Source organism: Dactylosporangium sp. CA-152071 (assembly GCF_050936335.1).
Taxonomy (GTDB): domain Bacteria; phylum Actinomycetota; class Actinomycetes; order Mycobacteriales; family Micromonosporaceae; genus Dactylosporangium; species Dactylosporangium maewongense.
Genome location: NZ_JBNJMZ010000002.1, coordinates 3,195,875 through 3,221,406, shown reverse-complemented (window position 1 = coordinate 3,221,406; position 25,532 = coordinate 3,195,875). Strand labels below are relative to the sequence as shown.

Annotated in this window: 23 protein-coding genes and 11 tRNA genes; 26 read left to right on the top strand and 8 right to left on the bottom strand. The window is 72.0% G+C overall.

Annotation, left to right across the window (positions count from 1 at the left end):
* Nucleotides 1–15 precede the first annotated feature (15 nt).
* Nucleotides 16–948 carry an anti-sigma factor RsbA family regulatory protein gene (locus ACQEVZ_RS54490; RefSeq protein WP_433383726.1) on the bottom strand — a complete coding sequence of 311 codons (933 nt, stop codon included), beginning with the start codon at nucleotides 946–948 and terminating at the stop codon, nucleotides 16–18.
* A gap of 166 nt (nucleotides 949–1,114) precedes the next feature.
* Here ACQEVZ_RS54490 and ACQEVZ_RS54485 point away from each other — a divergent pair, with 166 nt between their 5' ends.
* The 3 genes from ACQEVZ_RS54485 to ACQEVZ_RS54475 are packed head-to-tail and all read left to right on the top strand — an operon-like array spanning nucleotide 1,115 to nucleotide 3,829.
* The gene (locus ACQEVZ_RS54485; protein ID WP_433383724.1) at nucleotides 1,115–2,206 is read left to right on the top strand and encodes a M24 family metallopeptidase; all 1,092 of its coding nucleotides are present in this window, start codon (nucleotides 1,115–1,117) and stop codon (nucleotides 2,204–2,206) included.
* The gene (locus ACQEVZ_RS54480; protein ID WP_433383722.1) at nucleotides 2,203–3,342 is read left to right on the top strand and encodes an acyl-CoA dehydrogenase family protein; all 1,140 of its coding nucleotides are present in this window, start codon (nucleotides 2,203–2,205) and stop codon (nucleotides 3,340–3,342) included. The genes ACQEVZ_RS54485 and ACQEVZ_RS54480 overlap by 4 nt, the downstream gene beginning before the upstream one ends.
* Before the next feature lie 46 nt (nucleotides 3,343–3,388).
* Nucleotides 3,389–3,829: an Lrp/AsnC family transcriptional regulator gene (locus ACQEVZ_RS54475; protein WP_360570413.1), complete on the top strand. Its 441-nt coding sequence runs from the start codon at nucleotides 3,389–3,391 to the stop codon at nucleotides 3,827–3,829.
* On the opposite strand, the gene ACQEVZ_RS54470 is transcribed toward ACQEVZ_RS54475, so the two are convergent.
* On the bottom strand, nucleotides 3,826–4,569 hold the full coding sequence (locus ACQEVZ_RS54470; protein WP_433383719.1) for an HAD family hydrolase: 744 nt from the start codon (nucleotides 4,567–4,569) through the stop codon (nucleotides 3,826–3,828). The two genes, ACQEVZ_RS54475 and ACQEVZ_RS54470, sit on opposite strands and share 4 nt — an antisense overlap.
* On the opposite strand from ACQEVZ_RS54470, the gene ACQEVZ_RS54465 reads away from it, so the two are divergent.
* From ACQEVZ_RS54465 to ACQEVZ_RS54385, 17 genes are all read left to right on the top strand, one after another.
* Entirely contained in the window at nucleotides 4,559–5,128 is a 570-nt protein-coding gene (locus ACQEVZ_RS54465; RefSeq protein WP_433383717.1) for a histidine phosphatase family protein, read from the top strand. The genes ACQEVZ_RS54470 and ACQEVZ_RS54465 overlap by 11 nt on opposite strands.
* A gap of 365 nt (nucleotides 5,129–5,493) precedes the next feature.
* Nucleotides 5,494–5,567, top strand: a tRNA-Glu gene (locus tag ACQEVZ_RS54460).
* A gap of 133 nt (nucleotides 5,568–5,700) precedes the next feature.
* Nucleotides 5,701–5,773, top strand: a tRNA-Gly gene (locus tag ACQEVZ_RS54455).
* A 42-nt stretch (nucleotides 5,774–5,815) separates the two neighbouring features.
* A tRNA-Gln gene (locus ACQEVZ_RS54450) sits at nucleotides 5,816–5,888 on the top strand.
* Nucleotides 5,889–5,930: 42 nt separating this feature from the next.
* Nucleotides 5,931–6,003: transfer RNA gene (locus tag ACQEVZ_RS54445), tRNA-Leu, on the top strand.
* Between the two features lie 10 nt (nucleotides 6,004–6,013).
* Nucleotides 6,014–6,087: transfer RNA gene (locus tag ACQEVZ_RS54440), tRNA-Arg, on the top strand.
* An 11-nt stretch (nucleotides 6,088–6,098) separates the two neighbouring features.
* Nucleotides 6,099–6,171: transfer RNA gene (locus ACQEVZ_RS54435), tRNA-Lys, on the top strand.
* Nucleotide 6,172: 1 nt separating this feature from the next.
* Nucleotides 6,173–6,249: transfer RNA gene (locus ACQEVZ_RS54430), tRNA-Met, on the top strand.
* A 28-nt stretch (nucleotides 6,250–6,277) separates the two neighbouring features.
* Nucleotides 6,278–6,353, top strand: a tRNA-Glu gene (locus ACQEVZ_RS54425).
* Nucleotides 6,354–6,624: 271 nt separating this feature from the next.
* Nucleotides 6,625–6,707 (top strand) — tRNA-Tyr (locus tag ACQEVZ_RS54420).
* Between the two features lie 12 nt (nucleotides 6,708–6,719).
* Nucleotides 6,720–6,793 (top strand) — tRNA-Arg (locus tag ACQEVZ_RS54415).
* Between the two features lie 11 nt (nucleotides 6,794–6,804).
* A tRNA-Cys gene (locus ACQEVZ_RS54410) sits at nucleotides 6,805–6,880 on the top strand.
* Between the two features lie 134 nt (nucleotides 6,881–7,014).
* Nucleotides 7,015–7,431, top strand: coding sequence for a YciI family protein (locus ACQEVZ_RS54405; protein WP_344502206.1), 417 nt, complete (start codon nucleotides 7,015–7,017; stop codon nucleotides 7,429–7,431).
* 4 nt (nucleotides 7,432–7,435) lie between these two features.
* Nucleotides 7,436–8,647, top strand: coding sequence for an RNA polymerase sigma factor (locus ACQEVZ_RS54400; RefSeq protein ID WP_433383715.1), 1,212 nt, complete (start codon nucleotides 7,436–7,438; stop codon nucleotides 8,645–8,647).
* A 9-nt stretch (nucleotides 8,648–8,656) separates the two neighbouring features.
* Nucleotides 8,657–9,064: a DUF1801 domain-containing protein gene (locus tag ACQEVZ_RS54395; protein ID WP_354901294.1), complete on the top strand. Its 408-nt coding sequence runs from the start codon at nucleotides 8,657–8,659 to the stop codon at nucleotides 9,062–9,064.
* Between the two features lie 85 nt (nucleotides 9,065–9,149).
* The gene (locus ACQEVZ_RS54390) at nucleotides 9,150–10,766 is read left to right on the top strand and encodes a M4 family metallopeptidase (protein ID WP_433383713.1); all 1,617 of its coding nucleotides are present in this window, start codon (nucleotides 9,150–9,152) and stop codon (nucleotides 10,764–10,766) included.
* A 323-nt stretch (nucleotides 10,767–11,089) separates the two neighbouring features.
* On the top strand, nucleotides 11,090–12,580 hold the full coding sequence (locus ACQEVZ_RS54385; RefSeq protein WP_433383711.1) for an LLM class flavin-dependent oxidoreductase: 1,491 nt from the start codon (nucleotides 11,090–11,092) through the stop codon (nucleotides 12,578–12,580).
* Nucleotides 12,581–12,626: 46 nt separating this feature from the next.
* Here the strand turns inward: ACQEVZ_RS54385 and ACQEVZ_RS54380 are convergent, their stop codons facing one another.
* Nucleotides 12,627–13,454, bottom strand: coding sequence for a transglutaminase domain-containing protein (locus ACQEVZ_RS54380; RefSeq protein WP_433383709.1), 828 nt, complete (start codon nucleotides 13,452–13,454; stop codon nucleotides 12,627–12,629).
* Between the two features lie 23 nt (nucleotides 13,455–13,477).
* On the opposite strand from ACQEVZ_RS54380, the gene ACQEVZ_RS54375 reads away from it, so the two are divergent.
* The gene (locus tag ACQEVZ_RS54375) at nucleotides 13,478–14,281 is read left to right on the top strand and encodes an alpha/beta fold hydrolase (protein ID WP_354901297.1); all 804 of its coding nucleotides are present in this window, start codon (nucleotides 13,478–13,480) and stop codon (nucleotides 14,279–14,281) included.
* Here ACQEVZ_RS54375 and ACQEVZ_RS54370 read toward each other — a convergent pair.
* Complete coding sequence (locus tag ACQEVZ_RS54370; protein ID WP_433383706.1) at nucleotides 14,259–15,266, bottom strand: serine hydrolase; 1,008 nt, start codon at nucleotides 15,264–15,266, stop codon at nucleotides 14,259–14,261. The genes ACQEVZ_RS54375 and ACQEVZ_RS54370 overlap by 23 nt on opposite strands.
* 107 nt (nucleotides 15,267–15,373) lie before the next feature.
* Between ACQEVZ_RS54370 and ACQEVZ_RS54365 the strand changes: the two genes are divergently transcribed.
* Nucleotides 15,374–16,432, top strand: coding sequence for a nuclear transport factor 2 family protein (locus tag ACQEVZ_RS54365; protein WP_433383704.1), 1,059 nt, complete (start codon nucleotides 15,374–15,376; stop codon nucleotides 16,430–16,432).
* Here the strand turns inward: ACQEVZ_RS54365 and ACQEVZ_RS54360 are convergent.
* Nucleotides 16,402–16,647 (bottom strand): diguanylate cyclase domain-containing protein, encoded by a 246-nt coding sequence (locus ACQEVZ_RS54360; protein WP_433383702.1) that lies wholly within the window; start codon nucleotides 16,645–16,647, stop codon nucleotides 16,402–16,404. The genes ACQEVZ_RS54365 and ACQEVZ_RS54360 overlap by 31 nt on opposite strands.
* A gap of 142 nt (nucleotides 16,648–16,789) precedes the next feature.
* Between ACQEVZ_RS54360 and ACQEVZ_RS54355 the strand changes: the two genes are divergently transcribed.
* Nucleotides 16,790–18,199 carry an IS1634 family transposase gene (locus tag ACQEVZ_RS54355; protein ID WP_433383700.1) on the top strand — a complete coding sequence of 470 codons (1,410 nt, stop codon included), beginning with the start codon at nucleotides 16,790–16,792 and terminating at the stop codon, nucleotides 18,197–18,199.
* Between the two features lie 225 nt (nucleotides 18,200–18,424).
* Here the strand turns inward: ACQEVZ_RS54355 and ACQEVZ_RS54350 are convergent, their stop codons facing one another.
* Together ACQEVZ_RS54350 and ACQEVZ_RS54345 are read right to left on the bottom strand one after the other, a co-directional pair.
* Entirely contained in the window at nucleotides 18,425–19,531 is a 1,107-nt protein-coding gene (locus ACQEVZ_RS54350) for a diguanylate cyclase domain-containing protein (protein WP_433383698.1), read from the bottom strand.
* A 30-nt stretch (nucleotides 19,532–19,561) separates the two neighbouring features.
* Nucleotides 19,562–20,902, bottom strand: a complete 1,341-nt coding sequence (locus tag ACQEVZ_RS54345) for an ABC transporter substrate-binding protein (protein ID WP_433383696.1) — start codon at nucleotides 20,900–20,902, stop codon at nucleotides 19,562–19,564.
* 473 nt (nucleotides 20,903–21,375) lie between these two features.
* Between ACQEVZ_RS54345 and ACQEVZ_RS54340 the strand changes: the two genes are divergently transcribed.
* The 3 genes from ACQEVZ_RS54340 to ACQEVZ_RS54330 all read left to right on the top strand — a co-directional run bounded on the left by ACQEVZ_RS54340 (nucleotide 21,376) and on the right by ACQEVZ_RS54330 (nucleotide 24,952).
* The gene (locus ACQEVZ_RS54340) at nucleotides 21,376–21,909 is read left to right on the top strand and encodes a C40 family peptidase (RefSeq protein ID WP_433383694.1); all 534 of its coding nucleotides are present in this window, start codon (nucleotides 21,376–21,378) and stop codon (nucleotides 21,907–21,909) included.
* Nucleotides 21,910–21,990: 81 nt separating this feature from the next.
* The gene (locus tag ACQEVZ_RS54335; protein WP_433383692.1) at nucleotides 21,991–24,018 is read left to right on the top strand and encodes a methyl-accepting chemotaxis protein; all 2,028 of its coding nucleotides are present in this window, start codon (nucleotides 21,991–21,993) and stop codon (nucleotides 24,016–24,018) included.
* A gap of 19 nt (nucleotides 24,019–24,037) precedes the next feature.
* Nucleotides 24,038–24,952 (top strand): superoxide dismutase, encoded by a 915-nt coding sequence (locus ACQEVZ_RS54330; protein WP_344502221.1) that lies wholly within the window; start codon nucleotides 24,038–24,040, stop codon nucleotides 24,950–24,952.
* A 62-nt stretch (nucleotides 24,953–25,014) separates the two neighbouring features.
* Here the strand turns inward: ACQEVZ_RS54330 and ACQEVZ_RS54325 are convergent, their stop codons facing one another.
* The gene (locus tag ACQEVZ_RS54325; RefSeq protein ID WP_344502222.1) at nucleotides 25,015–25,530 is read right to left on the bottom strand and encodes an LURP-one-related/scramblase family protein; all 516 of its coding nucleotides are present in this window, start codon (nucleotides 25,528–25,530) and stop codon (nucleotides 25,015–25,017) included.
* Nucleotides 25,531–25,532 lie beyond the last annotated feature (2 nt).

The following is a 25,532-nucleotide window of genomic DNA, read 5'->3' as shown; positions in this document are numbered from 1 at the left end:
GCCTACCCAGTCAGCCTAGCGAAGCACGTGCACCCGGGTGGTGGTGCCGGTCTGGCTGGTGTGTCGCTGGACCAGGTCGACCAGGTAGTGGACCATGACGAGGCCGCGCCCGCCGCGGCCGCCGGTGGGGCGCAGCCGGCCGGCCATCACGTCGGTGAGGTGGCCGAAGTCGCGGACCTCGCAGACCACCCGCTCCTCGTCGCGCCAGGTGCGCAGGGTGCCGGAGCCGCCGGCGTGCATGATGCTGTTGGTGGCGAGCTCGTTGACCGCGCTCTGCAGGTCGCCGATGCGGTCCGGCGGCAGGTCCGCGTCCAGGCCGATCTCGGCGACGGCGCGGCGGACCTTGACCAGCCCGCCGACCTCGAAGCGCAGCGTCGTGGCGCCGAACGGGGGCTCCGACAGCGGCACGTTGTAGGCCTCGGTGATGCTGTAGGGATCGTACGCGTCGCTGGCGGACCGCGCGCCGTCCTCGATCATCGTCGGGTGCGTCGCGTAGGCGTCCTTGACCATGTGCGGGTCGAGGCGGCTGGTGTCGTAGGGGCAGAGGATCGACGCCTCGCGGCCGTGGAACGCCACGTTGATCATCGCCTCGTGCTGGACGCAGGCCGGGTACTCGTCCTCGGAGCGGCCGGACCAGATCGGCTCGCCGATCACGCGGACCCGCTTGCCCGGGTGCTCGTCCATGAACTTCGACAGCACCCAGGGGATGATCCGGCCCGGGTTGCGGCCCGCCTCCCGCATGTCGGTGAACGCGCCGAGGCGCTCGCGGATCAGCTGCACGTTGGCCGGCGGCGCGGCGACGGCGACCGGCTCGCCGAGGGAGACGCCCTCGTAGATGAAGTGCATCGTGCCGTCGAGGAACGTGGCGGCGTCGCGGTAGAGCAACGCATCATGGGCGAACGGCTCGTTGCGCCGGTCGCCCGCGATGGCGGCGTTGCGTGCGCTCATGCGATGCGCTGCTCGTCTCGATCGGGGAACCGCTCGGTCCGTGCGATCTCTGCCCTTACTCAAGCTCCGACTGCAGACTACGCCAAAGGTCCCCGACCGACACCTATCCGTTGGTGTCGACTCCGGGTGGTCGCCCGGAAACCAAACGAACGTTAAGCTTGCACACGTGTCCCAGAAGGAACAGCGACTCCGTGCCGCGCAGTCCGCCGCCATCGCGGCCGGACTCGACGCGCTCCTCATCCCGCCAAGCGCTGACCTGCAGTATCTCACGGGTTACGACGCGCACGCGCTGGAGCGGCTCACCCTGCTCGTGCTGCCCGCCGACGGCGAGCCGACCCTGATCGTGCCCCGCCTGGAGCGCCCGGCCGCCGAGGCAGCCGATCCCCACGGTGTACGGATCGTCGACCACGTGGACGGTTCGGACCCGTACGAACTGGTGAGCGCAGCCATCGGCAAGGCCGACGCGGTCGGGCTCGGCAACCGGATGTGGGCCGAGCAGGTCCTCGCCCTGCGCGCCGCGCTGCCGTCCGCCGAGCAGCGCCTCGCCGGCGCCGTCCTGGCCGCCCTGCGGGTGCGCAAGTCGCCCGGCGAGGTCGAGGCGCTGCGCCGGGCCGGGCAGGCGATCGACGCCGTCCACACCCAGATGGGGCAGTGGCTGCGGGCCGGTCGCACCGAGAACGAGGTCGCCGCCGACATCGCCGCCGCGATCCGCGCCGCCGGGCACGCGACCGTCGAGTTCACGATCGTCGCCGCCGGACCCAACGGCGCCAGCCCGCACCACGGCACCTCCGACCGGGTGATCGCCGCGGGTGAGCCCGTCGTCGTCGACATCGGCGGCCGCATGCCCGACGGCTACTGCTCCGACTCGACCCGCACGTACTGCATCGGCGAGCCGCCCGCCGAGTTCGCCGCGTACTACCAGGTGCTGTTCGAGGCGCAGCGCGCCGCGGTCGCCGCCGTGCGGCCCGGGGTCACCGCCGAGTCCGTGGACGCCGTCGCCCGCGACCTCATCGCGGCCGCCGGCTACGGACCGGCGTTCCTGCACCGCACCGGCCACGGCATCGGCCTGGACGGGCACGAGGAGCCCTACATCGTGGCCGGCAACGACACCCCGCTCGAAGAGGGCATGGCGTTCTCGATCGAGCCCGGGATCTACCTCTCCGGCCGGCACGGTGCCCGCATCGAGGACATCGTCGTGTGTACGAGCAGCGGCGTCGACCGGCTCAACACGATCCCGACCGAGCTGGTGATCCTGTGAGCGCCCAGCGGCGTCAGGTGGAGCGGATCCTGCCGACCGAGGAGGCCGCGGACCTCATCGGGCTCGTGCGGGAGATCTCTGACGGGGAGCTGGCGCCGCGCGTCGACGACTTCGAGGCCCGCGGCCAGTTCCCCCGCGAGCTGTTCCGCCTGCTCGGCCGGGCCGGGCTGCTCGGGCTGCCGTTCGACGCCGAGTACGGTGGCGGCGGCCAGCCCTACGAGGTGTACCTGCAGGTCCTCGAGGAGATCGCGGCCCGCTGGCTGGCGGTCGCCGAGGGCGTCTCCGTGCACAGCCTCGCCTGCTACCCGACCGCCGCGTACGGCACCGAGACGCAGCGCAAGCGGCACCTGCCCGACATGCTCGGCGGTGAGCTGCTCGGCGCCTACTGCCTGTCGGAGCCGCAGAGCGGATCCGACGCGGCGTCGCTCACCACCCGGGCCGACCCCGACGGCGACGGGTACACGCTCAACGGCACGAAGGCCTGGATCACCCACGGCGGCAAGGCCGACTTCTACGACGTCTTCTGCCGCACCCCCGAAGGCATCTCCTGCCTGCTGCTCGACGCCGGCACCCCCGGGCTGCTGCCGCAGGCACCCGAGCGGACCATGGGCCTGCGCTCCTCCACGGTCGCGCAGATCGTGCTCGACGGCGCGCACGTGCCCGCCGACCGGCTCCTCGGCGAGGCCGGAGGCGGTTTCAAGATCGCGCTGAGCGCCCTGGACGGCGGCCGGCTCGGCATCGCCGCCTGCGCCGTCGGCGTCGCCCAGGCCGCCCTCGACTACGCGGTCGCCTACGCCAAGGACCGCGCGCAGTTCGGCCGCCCGATCGTGGAGTTCCAGGGCGTCGGGTTCATGCTCGCCGACATGGCCACCCAGATCACCGCGGCGCGGGCGCTGTACCTGTCCGCGGCGAGACTGCGCGACGCCGGCCGCCCGCACAGCGCGGAGGCCGCGATGGCGAAGCTGTTCTGCACGGACACTGCGATGCGCGTCACCACCGACGCCGTCCAGGTGCTCGGCGGGGCCGGCTACGTGCAGGACCACCCCGTCGAGCGGTACATGCGGGAGGCCAAGGTGCTGCAGATATTCGAGGGGACCAACCAGATCCAACGCCTCGTCATCGCCCGGTCGCTCTGAGAATCGTGCCTGCGCGCCGGGGCGGGCACCAGTTAGGGTTCGTGCCGTGGAAGAGACCGATCGCGCGATCGTGGCGGCCCTGGCCGCCGACGGCCGCCTGTCCTACACCGACCTCGCCGAGAAGGTGGGGCTGTCGGTGTCGGCGGTGCACCAGCGGGTGCGCCGCCTGGAGCAGCGCGGCGTCATCAAGGGCTACACGGCACGGCTCGACCACGACGCGATCGGACTGCCGCTGACGGCGTTCGTCGCGATCCGCCCCATCGACCCGTCGCAGCCCGACGACGCCCCCGACCGGCTGGCGAAGCTGCCGGAGATCGAGTCGTGCTACTCCGTCGCCGGCGAGGACTTCTACATGCTGCTCGTCCGGGTCGAGAGCCCGCTCGCGCTGGAGCGCCTGCTGCAGGAGATCCGCACCGCCGCCAACGTCATCACCCGCACGACGGTCGTGCTGTCCACGCCGTACGAGAACCGGTCGCCGAAGATCTAGCGGCCGGTGCGGGCCCGGCTGATCGCGTCCCCGACTCCGCCGGTGTCGGACAGGTCGGGCAGGACCACGTGCGCGCCCGCCGCCGTCAGCTCCTCGACCGTGTAGCGGCCGGTCGCCACCGCCACCACGCCCGCGCCCGTGGCGAGGGCCGCCTCGACGTCCAGGGGTGTGTCGCCGACGAGGACCGTCCGCAGGCCGTCGAAGGAGCGCTCGTAGCGGTCCCGCGCCGCCGCCCTGGCGATGCCGACGAGGTTGGCCCTGACGGTGTGGCTCCAGCCGTACGCGCCCGCGTCCAGATCCAGGTGCTCCACCAGGCCGAACGGGCCGAGCTTCACCTCCGCGATCCGCCGCAGGTTGCCCGTCAGCACCGACTGCACCCCGTTCGCCGACATGACGGCGGCCAGGGCGCCCGGCAGCGCCCGGCCCCGCACCGGCAGGAGATGCGCCAGCTCGTCGAACGCCGTCTCCGCCGCGACCCGCAGCCCTTCCAGATGCTCCGCGGACGTCGGCGCGCCGTTGAGCCGCAGCACGTCGTGCGCGATCGCCCGGTCGGTGCGGCCCGCCATCGGCGGCTGGTTGGTCACCGGCCGCCCGTACCGGCGAAAAAACGCCAGATCGTAGGCCTCACGACCGAGTCCATCGACGTCGACGAGTGTATGGTCAACATCCCAGAGCACCAGAACCTCGTCCACGAGACGCACTGTAGCGAAGCGAGGCAGAATGAGGCGGATGGGCGACATCGTCGTGGTGCGGCACGGACAGACCGAGTGGAGCGCCGCCGGGCGCCACACCTCGAGGACCGATCTCGACCTCACCCCGGCGGGTGAGCGGCAGGGCCGGGCACTCAGCCGGGCGTTCATGACGGCGGGCTTCGTCGCCGTCGTCAGCAGCCCCCGCCGCCGCGCGCTGCGCACGGCGGAGCTCGCCGGCCTCACGGTCACCGAGGTCGACGCCGACGTCGCCGAGTGGGACTACGGCACGTACGAGGGGCTGACCACCCCCGAGATCCGGGCCGAGCGGCCGGACTGGGACCTGTGGACCGACGGCTGTCCCGGCGGCGAGACCCCGGAGCAGGTCACCATCCGGCTCGACCGGTTCCTGGCGCGGGTCCGCCCGATGCTCGTCGTCGGTGACGTCGCCGTCGTCGGCCACGGCCACGCCTCGCGCGCCCTGGCGTCGCGGTGGATCGGCGAGTCCGTCGCGTTCGGCGCGCGCCTCAGCCTCGACACCGCGACCCTTTCGACCCTAGGCCACGAGCACGACCTGCCGTCGATCCGCACCTGGAACGCGACCATTTGAAAGACGGCCGATAAATAGGGTTGTCGCCGTCGGCGGCGCGCCCTATCGTATTCATCAACACCGGATGAAACACGAGAGACAGGAGAAGGGCCATGAAGCGGCTCCCCAGTGACGCGACGCGACGGCAGCTGCCGCGCGGTTGCGGGGAAGCCGTGTTCGGAGGCAATCTCCGCGGTTATCTCTGTGAGCGACTTCAGCAGCACCAGGGCAGGTGGAGCGGCTAGCATCCCGCTGGCACAGCACCCCGCCGCCCTTCCCGCACCCGGGACCGGGCGGTTTTTCTTTGCCCGCTCGCCGGTCGATGAATGCCGTTCTTTGACAACTCCACAATGGATGACACACGTCTATATGAATGTGCGAAATAGCGCCCGTGAGGCTGAGGAAGGTAGACCACTGGACTCTCAATCCGGAAGACCGGGTTCAACCCCCGGACGGGCGACGCAGCTCTGGTGAACTCGGCGGACACGCCGCTCTTCCACAGCGGAGAAACGGGGTCGGTGCCCGTGAGCTGTTCTGGGTGCCCGGGGAAGGGAACGCGAGGGGGACGCTCGCCTCCCGGGGCACCAGCACGTGCGGTTGTAGCTCAGTGGTCAGAGCGTCGCCTTGCCATGGCGAAGGTCCCGGGTTCAAGTCCCGGTTGCCGCTCCGTTGTTCCCCGGCCGGCGGGCCATCACCCCGCCGGCCCCTTGCAGGCTGGTGTAACCCGGCAACACATCCGGCTCTGAACCGGACATTGGGGGTTCGAATCCTCCGCCTGCAGCGCACGCCCCGGGGCTGTCCGGGGCGCCGTCAAGAAAGTCCGGCCCTCGTGGTCCAAAGGTAGAGGCACGGCGTTGAGGTCGTCGTAGGTGCGCGTTCGAATCGCGCCGAGGGCACGCAGTTCACGTCTTCGTAGCTCAGGGGAGTAGAGCGCCAGGTTGCGGACCTGGGGGTCGCTGGTTCGAATCCAGCCGAGGACACGCAGTACAGCGCGCCGCTAGCTCAATGGGTAGAGCGGCTGGCTCTTAACCAGCAAGTTCGGGGTTCGAGTCCCTGGCGGCGCACTGCGGGGTGGAGGAGTTCGGTCGTCCTCGCCGGTCTCATAAGCCGGAGCATCGTGGGTTCGAATCCCACCCCCGCATCTCACGTGTACGACCGTGTATGAAGCATGGCGCGGTGGACGAATTGGGAGAGTCGCCCGGCTTTCACCCGGGACACTGTGCGGGTTCGAGGCCCGTCCGCGCTACGTCAGTTCGGTGTCAGTCCGGTCCGGCGTCGCCCAATCGGCAGGGCAAACGGCTGTTAACCGCAGGGGGTGCGTCGTGGTAGGGGTCGGTGCGAGGCGAGGTCCAGGCGTCGACTGGGGCCGCGCTGGGCGCGCCCGGATACCGGGGTTGTATCCGGGTGTGACCGGCGTGGTTCCAGGCGGCGTCTGGGCCCGCCGCAGCCCGGCACCTACCGCGACGCACCCCCTGGGTCCCGGTTCGGGTCCGGGCGCCGGAGCAACACCAGATCATGCGGGTGCGCCGACGTTGGAGAGTCGGGCTTGGCTGTAACCCAGGTGCCTTTGGCTCAGGGGGTTCGAATCCCTCCACCCGCACGCAGTACACGCGCCTTCGTAGCTCAGTGGAGCAGAGCGCCAGGTTCCGAACCTGAAGGTCGCTGGTTCGAGTCCAGCCGAGGGCACGCAGTATCACGACCGTATGCCCGAGTCAGGTCAGGGGGCCGCCTGCAAAGCGGTGCACGCCGGTTCGAATCCGGCTTCGGTCTCCATCGTCACATCATGACGTCGTCATCCACTGTGCGAGTGCGAAGATCGTTGCGCCGCGCATGTCGAAACCGCCGGGGTGGCTCCGTTCCCATGGTGACCGCCGCCGGACGGCGCGGCGCGACGTGAGGAGCCGGGGATGGCGAAGTACCTGCTGATCGTGGACTACAACGGCGGCGACGTGGACACGCCGATGGACGAGTGGACGCCGCAGGACATCGCGGCGCACATGGACTACTACGGGGCGCTGCGGCAGGAGCTGCTCGACAGCGGTGAGCTCGTCGACCAGCAGGCGCTGACCGGGCCGGAGCACGCGAAGGTGGTCACGTCCGACGGCGTCGCGGCGCCGGTCGTCACCGACGGGCCGTTCGCCGAGTCGAAGGAGCTGCTCGCCGGGTATCAGCTGGTCGACGTCGACTCGGAGGCCCGGGCGATCGAGATCGCCGCGAAGATCTCCTGCGTGCCGGGGCCGGGTGGGGTGCCGCAGCGGCAGCCGATCACGGTCCGCAGGGTGATGGACGCGGCCGACTTCGAGCTGCTGACGTCCGAGGTCTGAGCCGGTGAAGGACTCCGTCGAGGACCTGCTGCGCGAGCTGGCGCCGCAGGTCCTCGGCGCGCTGGCCCGCCGGTTCGGCGACTTCTGCGCCGCGGAGGACGCCACGCAGGAGGCGCTGCTCGCCGCCGCCACACACTGGGACGAGATCCCCGACAACCCGCGGGGCTGGCTGATCCGGACCGGTTCGCGGAAGCTGCTCGACCAGCTGCGGGCCGACCAGGCCAGACGGCGGCGCGAGGTGCTCGCCGTCGAGCCGCCGCCGGTGGTGTACGAGCGGGACGACACCCTGACCGTGCTGTTCCTGTGCTGCCATCCGGCGCTCACCGAGGCGTCGGCGATCGCGCTGACGCTGCGGGCCGTCGGCGGGCTGACCACGGGTGAGATCGCCCGGGCGTTCCTGGTGCCGGAGGCGACGATGGGTCAGCGGATCAGCCGCGCGAAGCAGAAGGTCCGCTCCCTCGACGCGCCGTTCCGGATGCCGGAGCGGCCGGAGTGGGCGTCCAGGCTGCGGTCGGTGCTGCACGTGCTCTATCTGATTTTCAACGAGGGGTACGCCGGCGGTGGCGGCGAGCTCGTCCGCGTCGACCTGTCCGCCGAGGCGATCCGGCTCGCCCGGATGCTGCGCGCGTTGCTGCCCGACGACGGTGAGGTCGCGGGGTTGCTGGCGCTGATGCTGCTCACCGACGCCCGGCGGCCCGCCCGCGTCGACGCCGCCGGTGACCTGGTGCCGCTCGCCGAGCAGGACCGGCGGCGGTGGCTGCGGCCGCTGATCGTGGAGGGCACCGCCGTGCTCGACGCGGCGTTCCGCGCCGGCGCGGTCGGGCCGTTTCAGCTGCAGGCCGCGATCGCCGCCCTGCACGACCGGGCGGCGAGCACGCAGGACACCGACTGGCCGCAGATCCTCGCCCTGTACGGGCTGCTGGAGCGCATGACCGCGAATCCGGTCGTCGCGCTGAACCGGGCGGTCGCGGCCGCGATGGTGGACGGCCCGGCGGAGGGGCTGCGGCTGCTGGCGGCCCTGGACGGGCGCCTGCCGGGCAGCCACCGGCTCGACGCGGTCCGCGGCCACCTGCACGAGCTGGCCGGTGACGCCGCGGCGGCGGCCGGGCACTACCGGGCGGCGGCGTCGGCCACGGCGAGCATCCCGGAGCGGCGGTACCTGACGATGCGTGCCGCGCGGCTCAACGCCGGCGGAAATGTCGTACCCGGGTCGTAGCGTGTGCGCATGGCAGACACGAACCAGACGGTGGCGGGCGACGGTGATGTCGGCGAGTTCGTCGAGGGGGTGGCCGACGAGCGGCGGCGCGGGGAGGCGCGGCAGCTCGTCGCGCTGATGGGCGCGGTGACGGGCGAGCCGGCGGTGCTGTGGGGCAAGGCGATCGTCGGCTTCGGCTCGCGGCACTACCGCTATGACTCGGGCCGGGAGGGCGACATTCCGGCGGTGAGCTTCTCGCCGCGCAAGGCGCAGACGGTGCTGTATCTGACCGGCGGGGTGGACGCGTATCAGGACCTGCTGGGCCGGCTCGGGCCGCACACGACCGGCAAGGGCTGCCTCTACATCAAGCGTGTCGATGCCGTCGACGACGCCGTCTTACGCGAGATCGTGGGTCGTTCGTTCCACATGACCTTGTAGCAAGGGGTTCACGAGACATTCATACCCTGATATACGTCGATGCGTGACGTCACCCGTCACGGATGGACCCACTCAGGGAGGGCCAGTGAGAAGAAGCTTCGCGGCGCTGATCGGCGCCGTGCTTGTCGTGCCCGCGACGGCCACCGCCGCGTTCGCGGGACCCGTCGGCTCCGGCGGACCGGCCGTCGAGGTGTCCGGCGGCTCGGCCGGCTCGGCCACCGTCGACCGGGCGCTGCGGCTGCACGGTGCCGACGCGAAGGTCGCGTCCGGTGACGCGTTCAAGGTCTACCGCGCCGAGGTGGAGGCCGGCGGCGCCGCCCACGTGCGTTACACCCGCACGTATCACGGGCTGCGCGTCTACGGCGGCGACGTCGTCGTGCACACCGACGCCAAGGGCGCCTACGCGGGCACGTCCAACAGCCTCGACGCGCCGCTGCGGATCTCCGTCACCCCGTCCGTCGCGGCGGTCGCCGCGCAGCGCACCGCCAAGGCCGCGTTCGCCGGCAGCGTGACCGCCACCCGCGCGCCGCAGCTCATGGTCGACGCCTCCAGCGGCACGGGGCGGCTCGCGTGGGAGAGCGTCGTGGAGGGCTGGGCGCCGGACGGGCAGACCCCGTCCGTGCTGCACGTCGTCACCGACGCGACCAGCAACGAGGTCCTCGGCACGTGGGACGAGATCGAGACCGTGGCCGGCACCGGCAAGACCATCTACTCCGGCAACGTCAGCATCGACACGACGCTGAGCGGCAGCACGTATCGGATGAGCGACCCCTCGCACGGCAACAACACCGCCTGCGACATGAACAACACCACCTCCGGCACGTGCACCGTCTTCACCGACGCCGACAACACGTGGGGCACCAACGCCAACAGCAACCGGCAGTCCGCCGGCGCGGACGCCTACTTCGGCGCCGCGAAGACGTTCGACTACTTCAAGAACGTGCACGGCCGCAACGGCATCTTCGGCAACGGCGCCGGCGTGCCGTCGCGGGTGCACTACGGCAACGCGTATGTCAACGCGTTCTGGAACGGCTCGCAGATGACCTACGGCGACGGCTCCGGCAACGCGCGGCCGCTGGTCTCCCTCGACGTCGCCGGCCACGAGATGAGCCACGGCGTCACCGCCAACATCGTCTCCGGCGGCCTCACCTACTCCGGCGAGTCCGGCGGTCTCAACGAGGCCACCAGCGACATCTTCGGCTCGATGGTCGAGTTCTACGCCAACACCGCCAGCGACCCGGGCGACTACCAGATCGGCGAGAAGATCAACATCCGGGGCAACGGGACGCCGCTGCGGTACATGTACAACCCGTCGCTGGACGGCTCGTCGCACAGCTGCTGGTCCACCAGCACCAAGAACGTCGACGTGCACTACTCGTCGGGCCCGGCGAACCACTTCTTCTTCAACCTCGCCAACGGCACCGGCAGCACCGCCTTCGGCACCTCCCCGGTCTGCGGCTCCGCCCCCGCCGTCACCGGCATCGGCCGGTCGAAGGCCGAGCTGATCTGGTTCCGCGCCGTTAACCTGTACTTCACGTCCAACACGTCCTACGTCAACACCGCCAACCCGGGCAACACGGCCCGCGCCTACTCGCTGCGCGCCGCCGCCGACCTGTACGGCAACTGCTCCACCGAGTACAAGGCGGTCAAGGCCGCCTGGACCGCGGTCAACGTCGCCGGCAACGACGCCGCCTGCCCGTAGCGGGCAGCGTTTCAAGTCCAACGTCGAGACAGGGCCCGGCCATGCGGATGGTCGGGCCCTGTCCCGTGACGGGGCTCGCGCCTGTCGATGACTCCCTTGCGCCGGCGATCTACCGCCGTTCCCGGTTCGTGCCGCTGGTGCCGGGGCCGGGTGGGGGATCGCTCGCGGAGGTGGCCGGGAGCGTCGCCCGAGTCGGTCGCCGACGCTCCGCCATCTGCCTGTGAAAGGGTGAGACCGGGGGCGGGACGCGCTTCGCGGCGCCGGCCGGGTGCGTCCGGTCACACGAGGCGAACGCCTAATCGTCTGTGTGGCAGAATATCTGCATGACCGACTACGGGCACGAGCTGCGCTTCGGGACGTTCCTGCCGGCCGAGGCGGCGACCGCCACGGAGACGCTCCGGCTCGCCCGGCTCACGGAGGAGCTCGGCCTCGACCTGACCAGTGTGCAGGACCATCCGTACCAGGCGCGGTTCCTGGACGCGTGGACGCTGCTGTCCGTCGTCGCGGCGCAGACCAGCACGCTCACCGTCTTCCCCAACGTCGCCAACCTGCCGCTGCGCCCGCCGGCCGTCCTCGCCCGGGCCGCCGCCAGCCTCGACGTCCTCACCGGCGGCCGGGTCGAGCTCGGCCTCGGCGCCGGCGCGTTCTGGGACGCGATCGCCGGCATGGGCGGCGAGGTGCTGACCCCCGGCGCGTCGCTCGAGGCCCTGGAGGAGGCCGTCGATGTCATCCGGGCGCTGTGGAGCACCGAGCGCAGCGCCCGCGTCGACGGCACCCACTACCGCCTGCGCGGCGCCCACCCCGGCCCGCCGGCCGCCCACCCGATCGGCATCTGGATCGGCGGTGTCAAGCCACGCATGCTGCGCCTCGTCGGCCGGCTCGCCGACGGGTGGCTGCCGAGCGCCCCGTACGTGCCGCCGCCGCAGCTGGCCGAGGCGAACCGGCGCATCGACGACGCCGCCACCGCCGCCGGCCGCTCCCCGGGCGACATCCGCCGCCTGTACAACGTGGCCCCCGGCCAGGCGCCCCTCGCCGGGCACCCGAGGACGTGGGCGGCGCAGCTGGCCGACCTGGCGCTGGGGGAGGGGATGAGCACCTTCGTCCTGATGGTGCAGGCGGGCGGGGACGGTGTGCTCCGCACGTTCGCCGAGGACGTGGTGCCGGAGACCCGCCGCCTCGTGGCCGCGGCCCGTGGCGCCACCGACGCGCCCGCGCCGGACGCCGCGCCGGAGGTGGTGTCCGTGACGGCGGCGGGCGAGGTGTCGGGGGCGGTCGCGCTGTGGGACGAGTCGCAGCGGCCGGCGGGGCCCGTGCCCGGGACGCCGCTCACCGCCGCGCAGCGGGCGTCCGGGCAGCACCTGGTCGACGTGCACGACCACCTCCGCCAGGAGCTGGAGCAGCTGCGGGACCTGGTCGAGCAGGTCGCCGCGGGCGGCATGGACGTCGGCCGGGCCCGGTCGATGATCAACACGATGACGATGCGGCAGAACGCCTGGACCCTCGGCACGTACTGCGAGAGCTACTGCCGGGTCGTCACCACACACCACACCATCGAGGACGTGAACCTCTTCCCGCGCCTGCGCGCCGCCGACCCGCGCCTCGTCCCGGTCGTCGACCGGCTGGAGGCCGAGCACCACGTGATCGCCGACGTGCTCGAGCGGGTCGACGCCGCCCTCGTCGCCATGGTGTCGCGGCCCGACGGCATCGCCGACGTCCGCAAGGCCGTCGACCTGCTCGGCGACACGCTGCTGTCGCACCTCGCCTATGAGGAGCGCGAGCTGGTCGACCCGATCGGCCGCCTCGGCCTCTTCTGACGCCGCCCGCAGGACAGCCGCCCGCGGGAGGCCGGCCCGCGGGACGTCAGAGGTCGACCCAGGCGTCCAGGCCGCTCGGGGAGACGCAGTGGACGCGGCCGCCCGGGTGCAGGGCGGGGTCGGCGGTGTACCGGTCGGCGAGCTCCCGCTCCGCCTCGACGGCGCCCGCGTCGGCGGCGAGCAGCCGCTCGGCGACCCAGTCGGCCAGCTCCTCGTCGACCTCGCCCCACTCGTCCCAGAGCAGCAGCTCGTCGCGCTGGCGGTGGGCGAGCTCGTGGCGGACCTGGTCGAGCAGGAAGCGGTGGCCGCGGTACGGGCCGACCGGATCCGCGCCGAAGTTGTCGGCGTCGATCTCCTCGCGGCGGTGCGCGGTCCACGCCTCGGCCGCGGTGATGAACTCCCGCACGTCGAAGGTGTCGACGTCGGTCGAGGCGGGGTCGAGTTGGGCGTCGACGCGGACCCAGCGCTCGCCGTTCCAGTACTCGGCGACCACGTGGTCGTAGTGGAACGCGTCGCCGAAGTAGCCGGCGAAACCGATCCGGCTGCGGGCGGCTACCCCGCGGTGGCGCAGCGCGGCGACGGTGAGCAGGGTGAAGTCGCGGGCGCAGCCGACGACGCGGGTCTTCGGCTCGCGGGGCGCGCCGAGCGGGCGGGTGTGCCGGGACCGGTCCGCGGCGAGCATCCGCGACACCCACCGCGAGTCGACCTCGGCAAGTCGAACGCCGGAGAACGACAGGCCCTGCGCGAAGTAGTGCACGACGACGTTGCGCACGACGCTGACCAGGCCGGGAATGTCCGTCGGCAGATGGTTGAGCAGCGCGGAGTACGGACCCGGGTCACTGAAGGCGGACTGCGACCGGTACCGATCGACCATGCGCCTCAATGTACCGTCACCCGATGCGCATCGACGTTCGCGGGTTGACCTTCGAGGTGCACGCAAAGGGTCCCGCGGACGGCCCGCCGGTCCTGCTGCTGCACGGGTTTCCACAGGACAGCCGGGAGTGGGACGGCATCACCGGCGGGCTGCACGACGCCGGCCTGCGCACCTTCGCCCTCGACCAGCGCGGCTACTCCCCGGACGCCCGGCCGGACGGCAAGCGGGCCTACCGGATGGCCGAGTGCGTCGCCGATGTCGTCGCCGTGCTCGACGCGCTCGGGCTGCCCGACGCGCACGTCGTCGGGCACGACTGGGGCGCGGTGGTCGCGTGGCAGGTCGCGGCCCGGCACCCGGACCGGGTCCGGACGCTGACCGCCGTGTCCGTGCCGCACCCCGTGGCGTACGCGACCTCGGTCAAGCGCGACGTCGCGCAGACGCTCAAGTCGGCGTACATGCTGTTCTTCCGCACGCCGTGGCTGCCGGAGCGGCTGCTGTCGGCCCGCGGTGGCGCGCTGCTGCGCAGGATCGCCGGCGGTCACCCCACCACGGAGCCGGACAACCTGACGGGTGCGCTCAACTGGTACAGGGCGATCTCCGGCCACGACCTCAAGGGACTGGGGCCGGTCACGGTGCCGACGACGTTCGTCTGGAGCGACGGCGACGTGGCGATCTCCGGTCACGCCGCCCGCCGGTGCGCGGCCTTCGTGACCGGAGACTTCCGCTTCGTGACCCTGCGTGGCGTCAGCCACTGGATCCCCGACGAGGCACCCGGGCCTCTGCTGGAGGCGGTGCTGGAGCGGGTCAGCCCCCGTCCACCGCGGTGAAGGGCTTCAGCGGTTGCTTCGCCGCGATCGCCGGCACCGTGACCCGCTCGACCACGTCGAACATGGCCCGGCCGAGCACCGCGTGGGCCTCGACGGCGGGGTGCGTCGCGCCGTAGTTGTCGAGGTCGCCGAGGCCCTCGGCGAACAGCCCGTAGACGAGGGCGGGCGCGCCGTCGGCGCCGAACATGATCCCGGCCTCGTGCCGGGAGGCGCCGAGGGTGTTGAAGTCCTGGCCGTACTTGGACGCGACCCGGCTGCGCTCCGCCGAGGACATGTTGCGCCGGATCCCGTCGTGGTAGCCGTTGATCCAGCGCAGGATGCCCAGCAGGAAGTCGCAGGAGGCGGGCTTCAGCAACGTCTTCGTCGCCAGGCGCCACAGCAGGTCGTGGATCTCGCGGGGCGTGGTGTCGCCGAGGAAGAACCGGTTCGGGTTCGCGACCGGCTCGACCCTGGTGTGGGTGAAGCCCTTCGCGGCGAGGATCTCGTTGATCTCCAGGGCCGGCACGACCCGGCCGCACATGCGCACCGCGGTGTTGTCGGAGACGAGCAGCATCGCGGTGAGGAAGTTGGCGACCGTGATGTCGTCGCCCCACACCGTGTGCAGGAAGTAGATGCCGGTGCCGCCGAGGATGATGTCGGCCTGCAGGTCGAGCTTCTGGTCCAGCCGCAGCTCCCCACGGTCGATCTTGTCCATGACGGCGGTGGCGACGGCGAGCTTCTGCACGCTGTAACCCTTGGTGACGTGGTCGGCGTCGTCCTGGACGACCGGCTGCGGCACCCCGGCCGCGTCGACCAGGGCGATGTGGGCGTGCCAGGTGCCGCCGGCCTTGGCCTTCTGCCGCTCGTACACGCGACGGATGCGCTCGGAGGGTGACCCTGCCGCCGTCGTCGCCGCCTCCGCCGAAGCGGGTGAGCCGACGAGCGGGACGGCCGCGGCCCCGGCGCCGAGCGCGATGGCGGCGCGGCGGGTGAGCTTGTTCGTCATGGTCTGGACGCTAACCACGCGCCATGACCGATTCAACATGACAAATCCCATCTGCTGCGCTTTCAACCTTTGACCGCCCTGCGGCGTCGTCCTTGTAGCGTTTCATCATGGACATAGCGGCGTCCCTCACCGAGGCACTTGAGGCCGTCACGTTCGCCGACCGGGGCGCCGACGAGGTCACCGGGCTGCTCGTCGAGGCGGTCGTGGCGTGGGCCGAGGGGCAGGGCTGGCGGACCTATCGCCGCGCCGCGAGCGTGTTGCCGTTGCCGCCACCGTACGAGCGGCAGCGCTCCGTCCTGGATGTCGCCTGCGCGCGGCCCGGCGGCCCGCCCGTGGTGGTCGAGGTCGACCACGGCGACCGGCAGCGCACCGTCGACAAGCTCGCCGCCGAGGCCGCCGCCGGGCGGGTCGCGATCTGGGTGCGGTGGGGCACCGGCCGGCTCGCCGTCCCGGAGGGGGTGTGCCTGGTGGCGCTGCCGGTGACCGCGCGGGCCGGCCTGCACGGGCGCGGCAGGCTGTTCTCCCGGGTGCCGGACCTGCCGGCCCCGGAGCACACCGCGGGCGGCGGGTCGTACACGGCGGAGGAGCTCGGCGCGAGCGGCGGTTCCGACACGGCGCAGGAGCTCGGCGCGGATAGCGGGTCATCCACTGTGGAGGAGCGCGGCACGGGCGGCGGGTCATCCACTGTGGAGGAGCGCGGCGAGGGTGGCGGGTCGTACACGGCGAAGGAGGCCGAACAGGACCCGCCGGCACCGGAGCGCGGTGCGGGCGGTGGGTCACCCACCGAGGAGGAGCTGGACAGCGATCTGGCGCTGGTGCTGCGCGCCTACGCCGCGTTCGCGCGGGGTGACATCGACGGCGCGGTGCGGGACCTGGCGCCGGACGTGGACTGGGTCGAGCCGGACGAGTTCCCCGACGGCGGACACCACCGCGGGCCGGCGGCGGTCGCGGCGTACCTGCGTAACTCCTACGACGGCTGGGGCGAGCTGCACTCCGAGCCGGTCGCGCACCGCCGCGGCGACCAGATCGTGATCGTGCACCGGGTGTGGGGCGCGCTCCGCGACGGCACGCCGGCGTCGGCGACGGTCGCGGACGTGTTCACCGTCGAGGACGGCAAGGTCGTGCTGATGATGGCCTACGCGGACCCGGCGGACGCGTTCCGGTAGGCGGCGCGCTGCGGGCACGGGGCGTGGGCGACGCGGCCCTTGCCGCCGGTCTTCGCCGCGTACATGGCGACGTCGGCGTCGTGCATGAGCTCGTCGATCGGGACCTCGCCGTCCCACAGTGACACGCCGACGCTGGCCCGCGGGGTGAGCGTGGCGCCGTTGTGCTCGGTCGGGACCTGCAGCGCGGCGAGCAGGCGGCCGGCGACGGCGTCCACGTCCTAGCCCCGTCTTTCGCACATCGTTGTGAGTGGCGGTGTGGGTGTTGGCGGGTTGGGGTGTTTAGGTCGGTGGGTGGGTGTTGGTGGTGGGTCTCGGGGTCGTCGGGTGGTGTCCGGGCGGCGGGCTGAGGTTGTCGCGGTGCCGGTGCTGGAGAAGCGGTTGGGGTCGTTGCCGGTGATCGCGGAGTTCTCCCGTCGTCTGGACATCGCCGGGGTCATCGACCGGGCGTGCCCGATCCGGGATCTGGCCGACGCGACGCATGGTCAGGTGATCGAGGTCCTGATCGCGAACCGGCTGACGAACCCCACGGCGATGGTGGGGATCGCCGGGTGGGCGCAGGCGTGGGCGGTTCAGGAGGTGTATGGGATGCCGGCAGCGGTCCTCGGTGATGACCGTCTCGCCCGGGCTCTGGACGCGATCGCCCCGCACCTGGATCAGATCATCGGGTCGGTCGGCGCGGCAGCGATCACGGCGTTCGGCATCGACGTGGCCCGGCTGCACTGGGACATGACCAGCGTCTCGCTGCACGGCGCCTACGACACTGTCGATGACGGGTTCCCGGCACCCGGATGGGGACACCCGAAGGACCGCCGCACCGATCTGAAACAGATCCAGGCCGGGATCGCGGTCGCTTCCGATGGCGGTGTCCCGATCTTCCACCAGGCCTACGACGGCGGCGCCGGGGAGATCTCCCAGGTCGTCGAAGCGATGCAACGCCTGCAGGCTCTGGCCGGACCCCGCCGGTTCCTGCTGGTCGGGGACTCGAAACTGCTGTCCTACGGCAACATCACCGCCATGGCCGATGCCGGGGTCGGGTTCATCGCACCCCTGGCCGCTGCCCGGGTCCCTGCCGGGCTGTTCGCCGGACTCGACCCGGCCGCAGCCGTGCCGGTGGACTACACCGCCCTACGCGACGCCGCCAAGCCCGCCGACCGGCGCGGCGGCTACCGGGTCATCGAGGACGTCATGGACATCCCCGGCCCCCGCAAACGCGACCCGATCCATCACCTGCGCCGAGTCCTGGTCCACTCCACCGCCAACGCCGCCGCCGCGGTCAAGGCCAGGACGCTGAAACTCGGCAGAGCCGCCACCGAGCTGGACACCCTCACCCGGACCGCCGGCACCCGCTACCACCCCGACACCGCAGCGGTCACCGCCAAAGCTGAGCAGATCAGCCGGCACCGCCGCATCAGCAGCTACCTGCGCACCCGGATCACCGAGCACCCCGACACCGGCAAACCAATCTTCGCCTGGCACTACGACCAGGCCGCGATCGACGCCGAAGCCGCTACCGACGGCTGGTACGCCCTGCTGTCCAACCTGCCACCCGACGAATCCGACGCCGCGGAGATCCTGCGCCGCTACAAGAACCAACCCGCCGTGGAACAGCGCTACGCCACGATCAAAGGCCCCTCGCGGTCGCTCCCATGTTCCTGCGGCACAACCGGCGCATCGCCGCACTCATCACCGTCATCTGCCTCGCCCTGCTCATCTTCAGCCTCATCGAACGCGAGGTCCGCACCAACCTCGCCCCCGACACCGAAATGATCGGGTTCTACGCCTACGACAACCGCGCGATAAGACCCACCGGCCGGCTCATCCTGCAAGCCCTCCACGACCTACGACTCATCCCCGCACACGACCGCCAGCCACCCAGGATCCCCCAACCCGGATGGCTGCAAGCCCAACTCCTCGCCCTACTCAACACCGACCCAACCCAACCCCGCTGGTGAACCACAAGCCACCGCTCACAACCATGTGCGAAAGACGGGCCTAGCGGGCGTCCATGCCGTCGAGCAGGACCGCGAACTCGTCCCCGCCGAGCCGGGCCACGGTGTCGCAGGCGCGGACCCCGGCGAGCAGCCGCTCGGCGACGACGGTGAGCAGGTGGTCCCCGGCGGCGTGCCCGTGCACGTCGTTGACCTGTTTGAAGCCGTCGAGGTCGACGAGCAGCATCGCGACGGGCAGTCCGCTGCGGGCGTTGCCGCGGGCCGCGCCGAGCCGCTCGCGCAGCAGCGCCCGGTTGGCCAGGCCGGTCAGCCCGTCGTGGGAGGCCCGGTGGTGCACCTCCTCGAACACGCCGCGCAGCACGCCGAGCGTCTCGTTGAGCGAGCGCCCCATCTGGCCGACCTCGTCGGCGCGGTCCAGCTCGACCCGGCGGCTGAGATCGCCGCGGGCGACTCTGGCGAGGACGTCGACGACCTCCCGCAGCGGTCTGGAGATGGTGCGGGCGGCGAGCACCGACAGCAGCACCGCGGCGAGCGCGCCGATGGCGAGCAGCAGGCCCATCAGCTGGGCGGTGCGCACGCTGTTGGCCCTGGTCCTGCGGGCACCGTCGTCGACGGCGTCGACGAGCTGGTCGAGGAAGCTGCTGGCCCGGTCCTTGACGGCGCGGGCGATCGCCTCGGAGCGCACCAGCATGACGGAGGCGGCCTTGCGCTGGTCGCCGTCGCGGGCCGCGTCGAGCGCCGCGTCGCGGGCGGTGCGCCACATCGTGATCGTCGCGGCGAAGGAGCGCAGGCTCTCGTGTTCGGCGGCGGACAGCCCGATGACGGTCAGCGCCCGCACGTCGGTGTCGATGGCCTTGTCGGTGTCGGCGATGATCTCCGCGTAGCTGTCCCGGTAGAAGCCGGGCTCCGACAGGATGTACGACAGCACGGACTCCTGCTGGGAGCCGACGGCGGAGCGGACCGCGGTCATCCGCGCCAGGGCGACGACGTTGACCTTGTACTCGTGGTCCTGCTCGGCGACGAGCCGGCGCAGGTTGAGCAGGCCGACGACGCCGGACGCGGTGAAGATCGCGGTGACGACGAGCGACACACTCATGATCTTCGTGGCGATCCGGCGGTCAGCCGTCCAGCGCCGCATCCGGTCGTACACGCCGCTGACATCGGCTCGGGGCGGCGGAAGCTAAGCGGGCCATGTGGCGTCGACCCGGTGCAACGCGGTTGCCGTGGGGGTGCCCTTCACCCACGCGGTCATCTCGGTCCAGAACGAGCCGGCGCCGACGGTCGCGGGCATCAGGTCGGAGCCGTCGAAGCGGAACGTGACGGCGGGGTCGGCGAGCAGGTCCGCGGACAGCTTCGCCACCGGCGAGGTGAGCAGCGACCGGTCGAGGCCCTTGTTGGCGCTGACGATGTCGCCGCTGACGGCCCGGCGGTCGGCGAACTCGGGGGTGGCCAGGTAGGCGGCGAGCGCCTGGACCTCCGGGCGGTCGGTGAAGGCGCCGGCGAACACCCCGGCGCCGAGGACGGGGCGGCCGGCCCCCGATCCCGCCGCGGGGTCGACCGGCGGCAGGTAGAACGCGAAGATGTCGCCGTCCTCGGTGATCTTCGCGGTCGAGGGCCACCAGGTGCTGTAGAACGACGCCTGCCGGTGCATGGCGCACTCCTGCTGCAGGATCGGCAGGCCGCCCTCCTGGAACGCGGTGGTGGCGACGCTGTCGACGCCGCCGTAGCCGCCGTTGACGTAGGCGGGGTTGCGCAGGATCCCGCCGACGCGGTCGAGCGCGGCGACGACGGCGGGGTCGTCGAACGGGATCCGGTGCTCGACCCACCGGTCGTAGACGTCGGGTCCGGCGGTGCGCAGCAGCGTGTCCTCGAGCCAGTCGGTGACCGGCCAGCCGGTCGCGGCGCCGGACTCGATGCCGGCGCACCACGGCTTCACGCCGTCGGCGGCGATGCGGTCGCTGAGCGTGAGCATCTCGGCCCACGTCTTCGGCACCGTGTAGCCCTTCGCGGCGAAGTACTTCGGCGAGTACCAGACGAAGGACTTCACGTTGGCGTCGACGGGGGCGCCGTACAGGACGCCGTCGACGCTGCCGTAGCGCTTCCAGTCCGCGGAGAACCACCGGTCGACGTTGGCGACGACCTCGGTGCCGGCGGGCTTGAGGGCGCCGGCGCGGACCATGCTCGTCAGCAGGCCCGGCTGCGGGAAGAGGGCCAGGTCGGGCGCGTCGCCGGCCTTGACCCGGGTGGGCAGCGCGGTCTCGAAGTCCGCGGAGCCCGTGTAGTTGATGGAGATGCCGGTGCACGCCTGGAACGCCTCCCAGGCCTTGGCGAGCTTGTCGGCCTCCACGTCCCGGATCGACGAGGAGACGCTGACGGTGGTGCCGCGGTGGCCCTGGTAGTCCGCGTAGGGCGCGCAGCTGGCGGAGGCGGCCGGCCCGTCGTTACCGCCACCGCCGCAGGCGGCCGCGGCGAGCACGACCGCGATCGCGACACCCCTCCGCAGCGTCCGCGAAATCCCCATGAATGCAGCATATGCGGTTGATTCGGTCAGGTGGGCGCGGTCGCCGTACAGGGTCGGCCGGTCGGCTCCGGACCGGTCGGCCGTTCGGTACGGACAAATACGGCCATTCCAGGGTGCAGGCGGGCAATCGTGGCTGTGAATGATTTCACGCCCGCCAACGTCGGGCGGATGCTGCGGTTAGCGTCGCCGACGGCCCTCATGACGGCCGGTAACCACATCGTCCGTTTCGCCCGGTACTTCGGGTCCGTCCGGCTTCCGCAGCGGCAGGCATCCCGAGACACGCATGAGAGCACCGGGCCGACAGTGGAGTCATCCTGAACGCACGCCAGCCCCTGCACCGCATCGCGGCCGGCACCGCCGCACTCGCCCTCACCGCCGTCTGGCTCGGCCCCTCGGCCGCCGCGGCCCAACCAGCACCACCGAACGAACTGAGCGTCGACTCGGCCGGCACCCTCGCCGACCAGGAGCTCCAGTTGGCCGCCTACGAGCGGGCCGACAAGGCCTACCGGACGCTGCGGCTGCAGACCCGCACCGCTCCCGGCGCCCACGACGCCGACACCCGCCCCGCGCCCCCGGCGCAGCCCTCGGTCAACGTCGCCAAGCCGGCGCCGAAGACGGCGGCACCGAAGAAGTCGACCGGCTCAGGATCGGGCGGGTCCACCGTGAAGCCGTCCTCCGGCGCCGCCGGGACCGTGGTGTCCTTCGCCCTCGCCCAGGTCGGCAAGCGCTACGTGTACGCCACCTCCGGGCCGAACACGTATGACTGCAGCGGCCTGGTGTCGGCCGCCTACGCCCGGGTCGGGATCAAGCTGCCGCACCAGAGCGAGCAGATCGCCGCCCGCGGCCGGCGCGTGCCGTCCGGGCAGTGGATGCCGGGCGACGTCATCCACACCTCCGGGCACGTCGCCATCTACATCGGCGGCGGCAAGGTCGTCGAGGCCGCCAACCCCAGCGCCGGTGTGCGCGTCGCGCCGGTGCGGGGCGGCACCGCGTACCGCTTCCTCTGACGTCTCAGGCCCCGCCGGTGCCGATGTACCGGCGGGGCCCGAAACGCTCAACAACCGTCCCGCACCGCCGATGCACCCGGTGTGACCGCTTCTGGACGGCCGGTCCTGCTCGCGCCGGCACTCTGGCTCGCGGACCGGGTCCGCACCAGCACCCGCCTCGCGGTGCTCTGCGTGGTGCTGCTGATCCCCGGCCTGGGCGCCACCTGGGCGTACACCGGATCCATCAACCACCAGATCGACCTCACCGGCGCCGAGGTCGACGGCACCGAGGTGGTCCATCCGGCGCTGGACGCGATGGCCGACCTCGCCGCCGGCCGCACCCCGGACCTGGGCCGGCTGCGCACCGAGGTCGCCGGCCACCCGCGCCTGGGCCTGTCGGACGAGATGAACGCCGTCACCGCCGCCCAGGGGAAGCTGCCGGCGGCCGAGGCCATCGCCGCGCTCATCACCGAGGCCGGCAACACGTCCAACCTCACCCTCGACCCGGACCTCGACACGTCCCACGTCGCGGGCATCCTGATCGGGCTGCTGCCCGAGGCGATCCTGGCGGCCACCGGCGCGGCAGCCCAGGACACCTCCGCACCCCACCACGACCGCGTCGCGGCCCAGGCCGTCCTGGCCGGCACCCTCAACGGCACCGCCGGCGAGATCCGCGAGGCGGTGCAGACCGCGACCCGCGACACCGGCGACGCGTCGCTCGCGCAGCGGCTCACCACGCTCGGCGCCGCCGCGGACGCCGTCGAGGCGCTCGGCGCCACCCTCACCGCCACGCTCACCGAGCCGGGCCCGACCGCGTTCGACGGCGCCGCGGCCGTCGTCGCCACCGTCGAACCGGCCATCGCCGCCCTGAACCGGCTGCTCGGCACCCGGCTCGACCACCTGCGCCAGGACCGGCTGATCAACCTCACCGCCACCACCGCCGGCCTCGTCATCGCGCTGTGGCTGGCCGCGGCCGTCTGGTGGCGCACCCGCCACGACGTGAACCTCGCCTGCGACGGCGTCGTCGCCACCGCCGACGGCGACCTTGCCGAGCGGGAACTGCCCGACGGGCGCGACGAGCTCGGCGACCTCGGCCGGGCCCTGCGCAAGGCCCGCGGCCGCCTCGCCGAGCAGGACGCGGAGCTGCGCCAGGCCCAGCACGTCCGGGAGGATCAGCTGCACGCGTCGTTCGAACAGCAGCGGGAGGCGCAGCGGCAGCTCCGCGAACGCGCCCAGGGCGTCGTCGACGAGTCCGTCGGCGAGATCTCCCGCGAGCTGCGCGACGTCCGCGCGCAGGTCGACGCCGTCCGCGACGCCGCCCGCACCATCGACGAGCGGGTCACCGAGGCCGACCACGCCACCGCGTCCGTCGTCGAGCGGGCCCGCCGCGCCGAACAGGTCGTCGCCGCGCTCGGCGAGAGCCTCCGCCAGGTCGACGGCACCACCCAGCTCATCGCCGGCATCGCGGCGCAGACCCGGCTGCTCGCCCTCAACGCCACCATCGAGGCCGCCCGCGCCGGGGAGGCGGGCCGCGGCTTCACCGTCGTCGCCAACGAGGTGAAGGACCTCGCCGGCACGACGGCCCAGTCCACCGAACAGATCGCCGCCACCCTCACCACGCTCGAGCGCAGCGCCGCCGACATGACGAACACGATCGCCGCGATGGTCGCCGGCGTCGGCGGCATCGGCGATGCGACCGGCGTCCTGCGGCACGTCGCCGTCGACCAGCACAGCGTCGTCGAGGTCCTGGACCGCCAGGTCAACGGCACGATGGAGCGCATCGAGCAGATGTCGGCGCTCGCGGAGAAGCTGGAACGCCGCCACGCCGAACGCATCGCCGCCACCGGCCCCGTCCGCCTCGGCCTCGCCGGCGGGCGCGACGTCGTCCCCGCCCAGCTGCAGGACCTCAGCCACGGCGGCCTGCGCTGCCAGGCCGACGGCACCCTCGACCTGCGCACCGGCGGCACCCTCGACGTCGAGCTCATGCTCGACGGCACACCCACCCGCCTGCACTGCCAGGTCGTGCACTGCATCGCCCGCGGCCCCCACCCCGAGCTCGGCCTGCAGTTCCTCGCCCCGCCCACGGACACCGTCGAACGGATCCGCCGGCACATGAACGCGACCAGCTGAATTCGGGGTACACCACGACATGTCGAAATTCCTGCGCGTCACAGCCATCCTGACCGTGGTGTTGGCGTCTGTACTGATGTCCGCGCCGGCGTCGGCCTCGCCCGTTTCGCCCGCTGTGCTGGATCTCCCCGAAGGGTTCCAGCCCGAGGGCATCGCGACCGGTCCCGGGCCCTTCGCGTACCTCGGCTCCCGCGCGGACGGCCGCATCTACCGCGCCAACCTCGTCACCGGCAAGGGCACCGTGATCAGCCCCGCCGTCGGCACCCCGTCGCTGGGCATGAAGACCGACCAGCGCGGCCGCCTCTTCGTCGCCGGCGGCAACGCCGGCAACGCCCGCGTCATCGACCTGCGCACCGGCGCCGTCCTGCGCTCCTACCAGTTCGCGACCGCGCCCACGTTCGTCAACGACGTCGTGCTCACCCCGCGGGCCGCGTACTTCACCGACTCCAACAAGGCCGTCGTCTACCGGCTGCCGCTCGGGCGCGACGGCTCCCTGCCCGCCACCTTCGAGACGCTGCCGCTCACCGGCGACTTCGTCCTCGACCCGAACGGCCTCAACCTCAACGGCATCACGCAGACCCCGGACGGGCGCGCCCTGATCGCCGTGCAGTCCAGCACCGGCTACCTGTTCCGCATCGACCCCGCGTCCGGCGTCACCGCCCGCATCGGCGACCTGGCCCTCGTCAACGGCGACGGCCTGCTCACGATCGGCCGCACCCTGTACGTCGTGCAGAACCGCCTCAACCTGCTCACCTCGGTGAAACTGTCGAAGGACGGCCGCGCCGGCACCGTCATCGCGTCGGTGACCGACGCCCGCTTCGACGTGCCGACGACGGTCGCGAGGTTCGGCAACCGGCTGTACCTGCCGAACGCCCGCTTCACGACGCCGCCGACGCCGACCACTCCGTACACGGTCGTCGCCGTCCGCCTCTGACCTTGATGTGTGCGGCCTTTGATGTGTGCTGCCGCCACCGGACACCCGGCGGCGGCGGCACGTCAGTCGTCCTGCTGCTCCTTCTTCTTGCGCTCCTCGTCCTTCTCGCGCTGCGTGGCGAGCTCGAGCGCGAGGACCGCGGCGAGGATCAGGACGTGGTTCTCCGAGTCGGCGATGCGCACCGCGTAGCTGTCGCGGATGCTCAGCCAGCGCTTCGACACCGAGGCGACCTCGCGGCCGTCGCGCTCCACCGTGTACTCGTGGTCGAACAGGTCACCGCTCATCGTCAGGTCGCCGTCGCCCGGCACGTCGATGGTGAACTTCTCGCGGAACGGCGTGAACAGCTTCTTGCGGACCTCCGCGGCGTCCTCGCCGGCGATCCTGATCTGGTACGTGGGCCGCAGCGCGATCAGCTGCCGGTGGACCGACGCGACCTCGGCGCCGTGGAGGTCCTCGATGACCAGCTTGTCACGCAGGCTCAGCACCTTGCCGTCGACGTGCAGCACCTTGCGGCCTGAGTCGTCGGTGATGTCGAAGTCGTCACCGATGTCGAAGAACCGTTCCTTGATGACATACATGA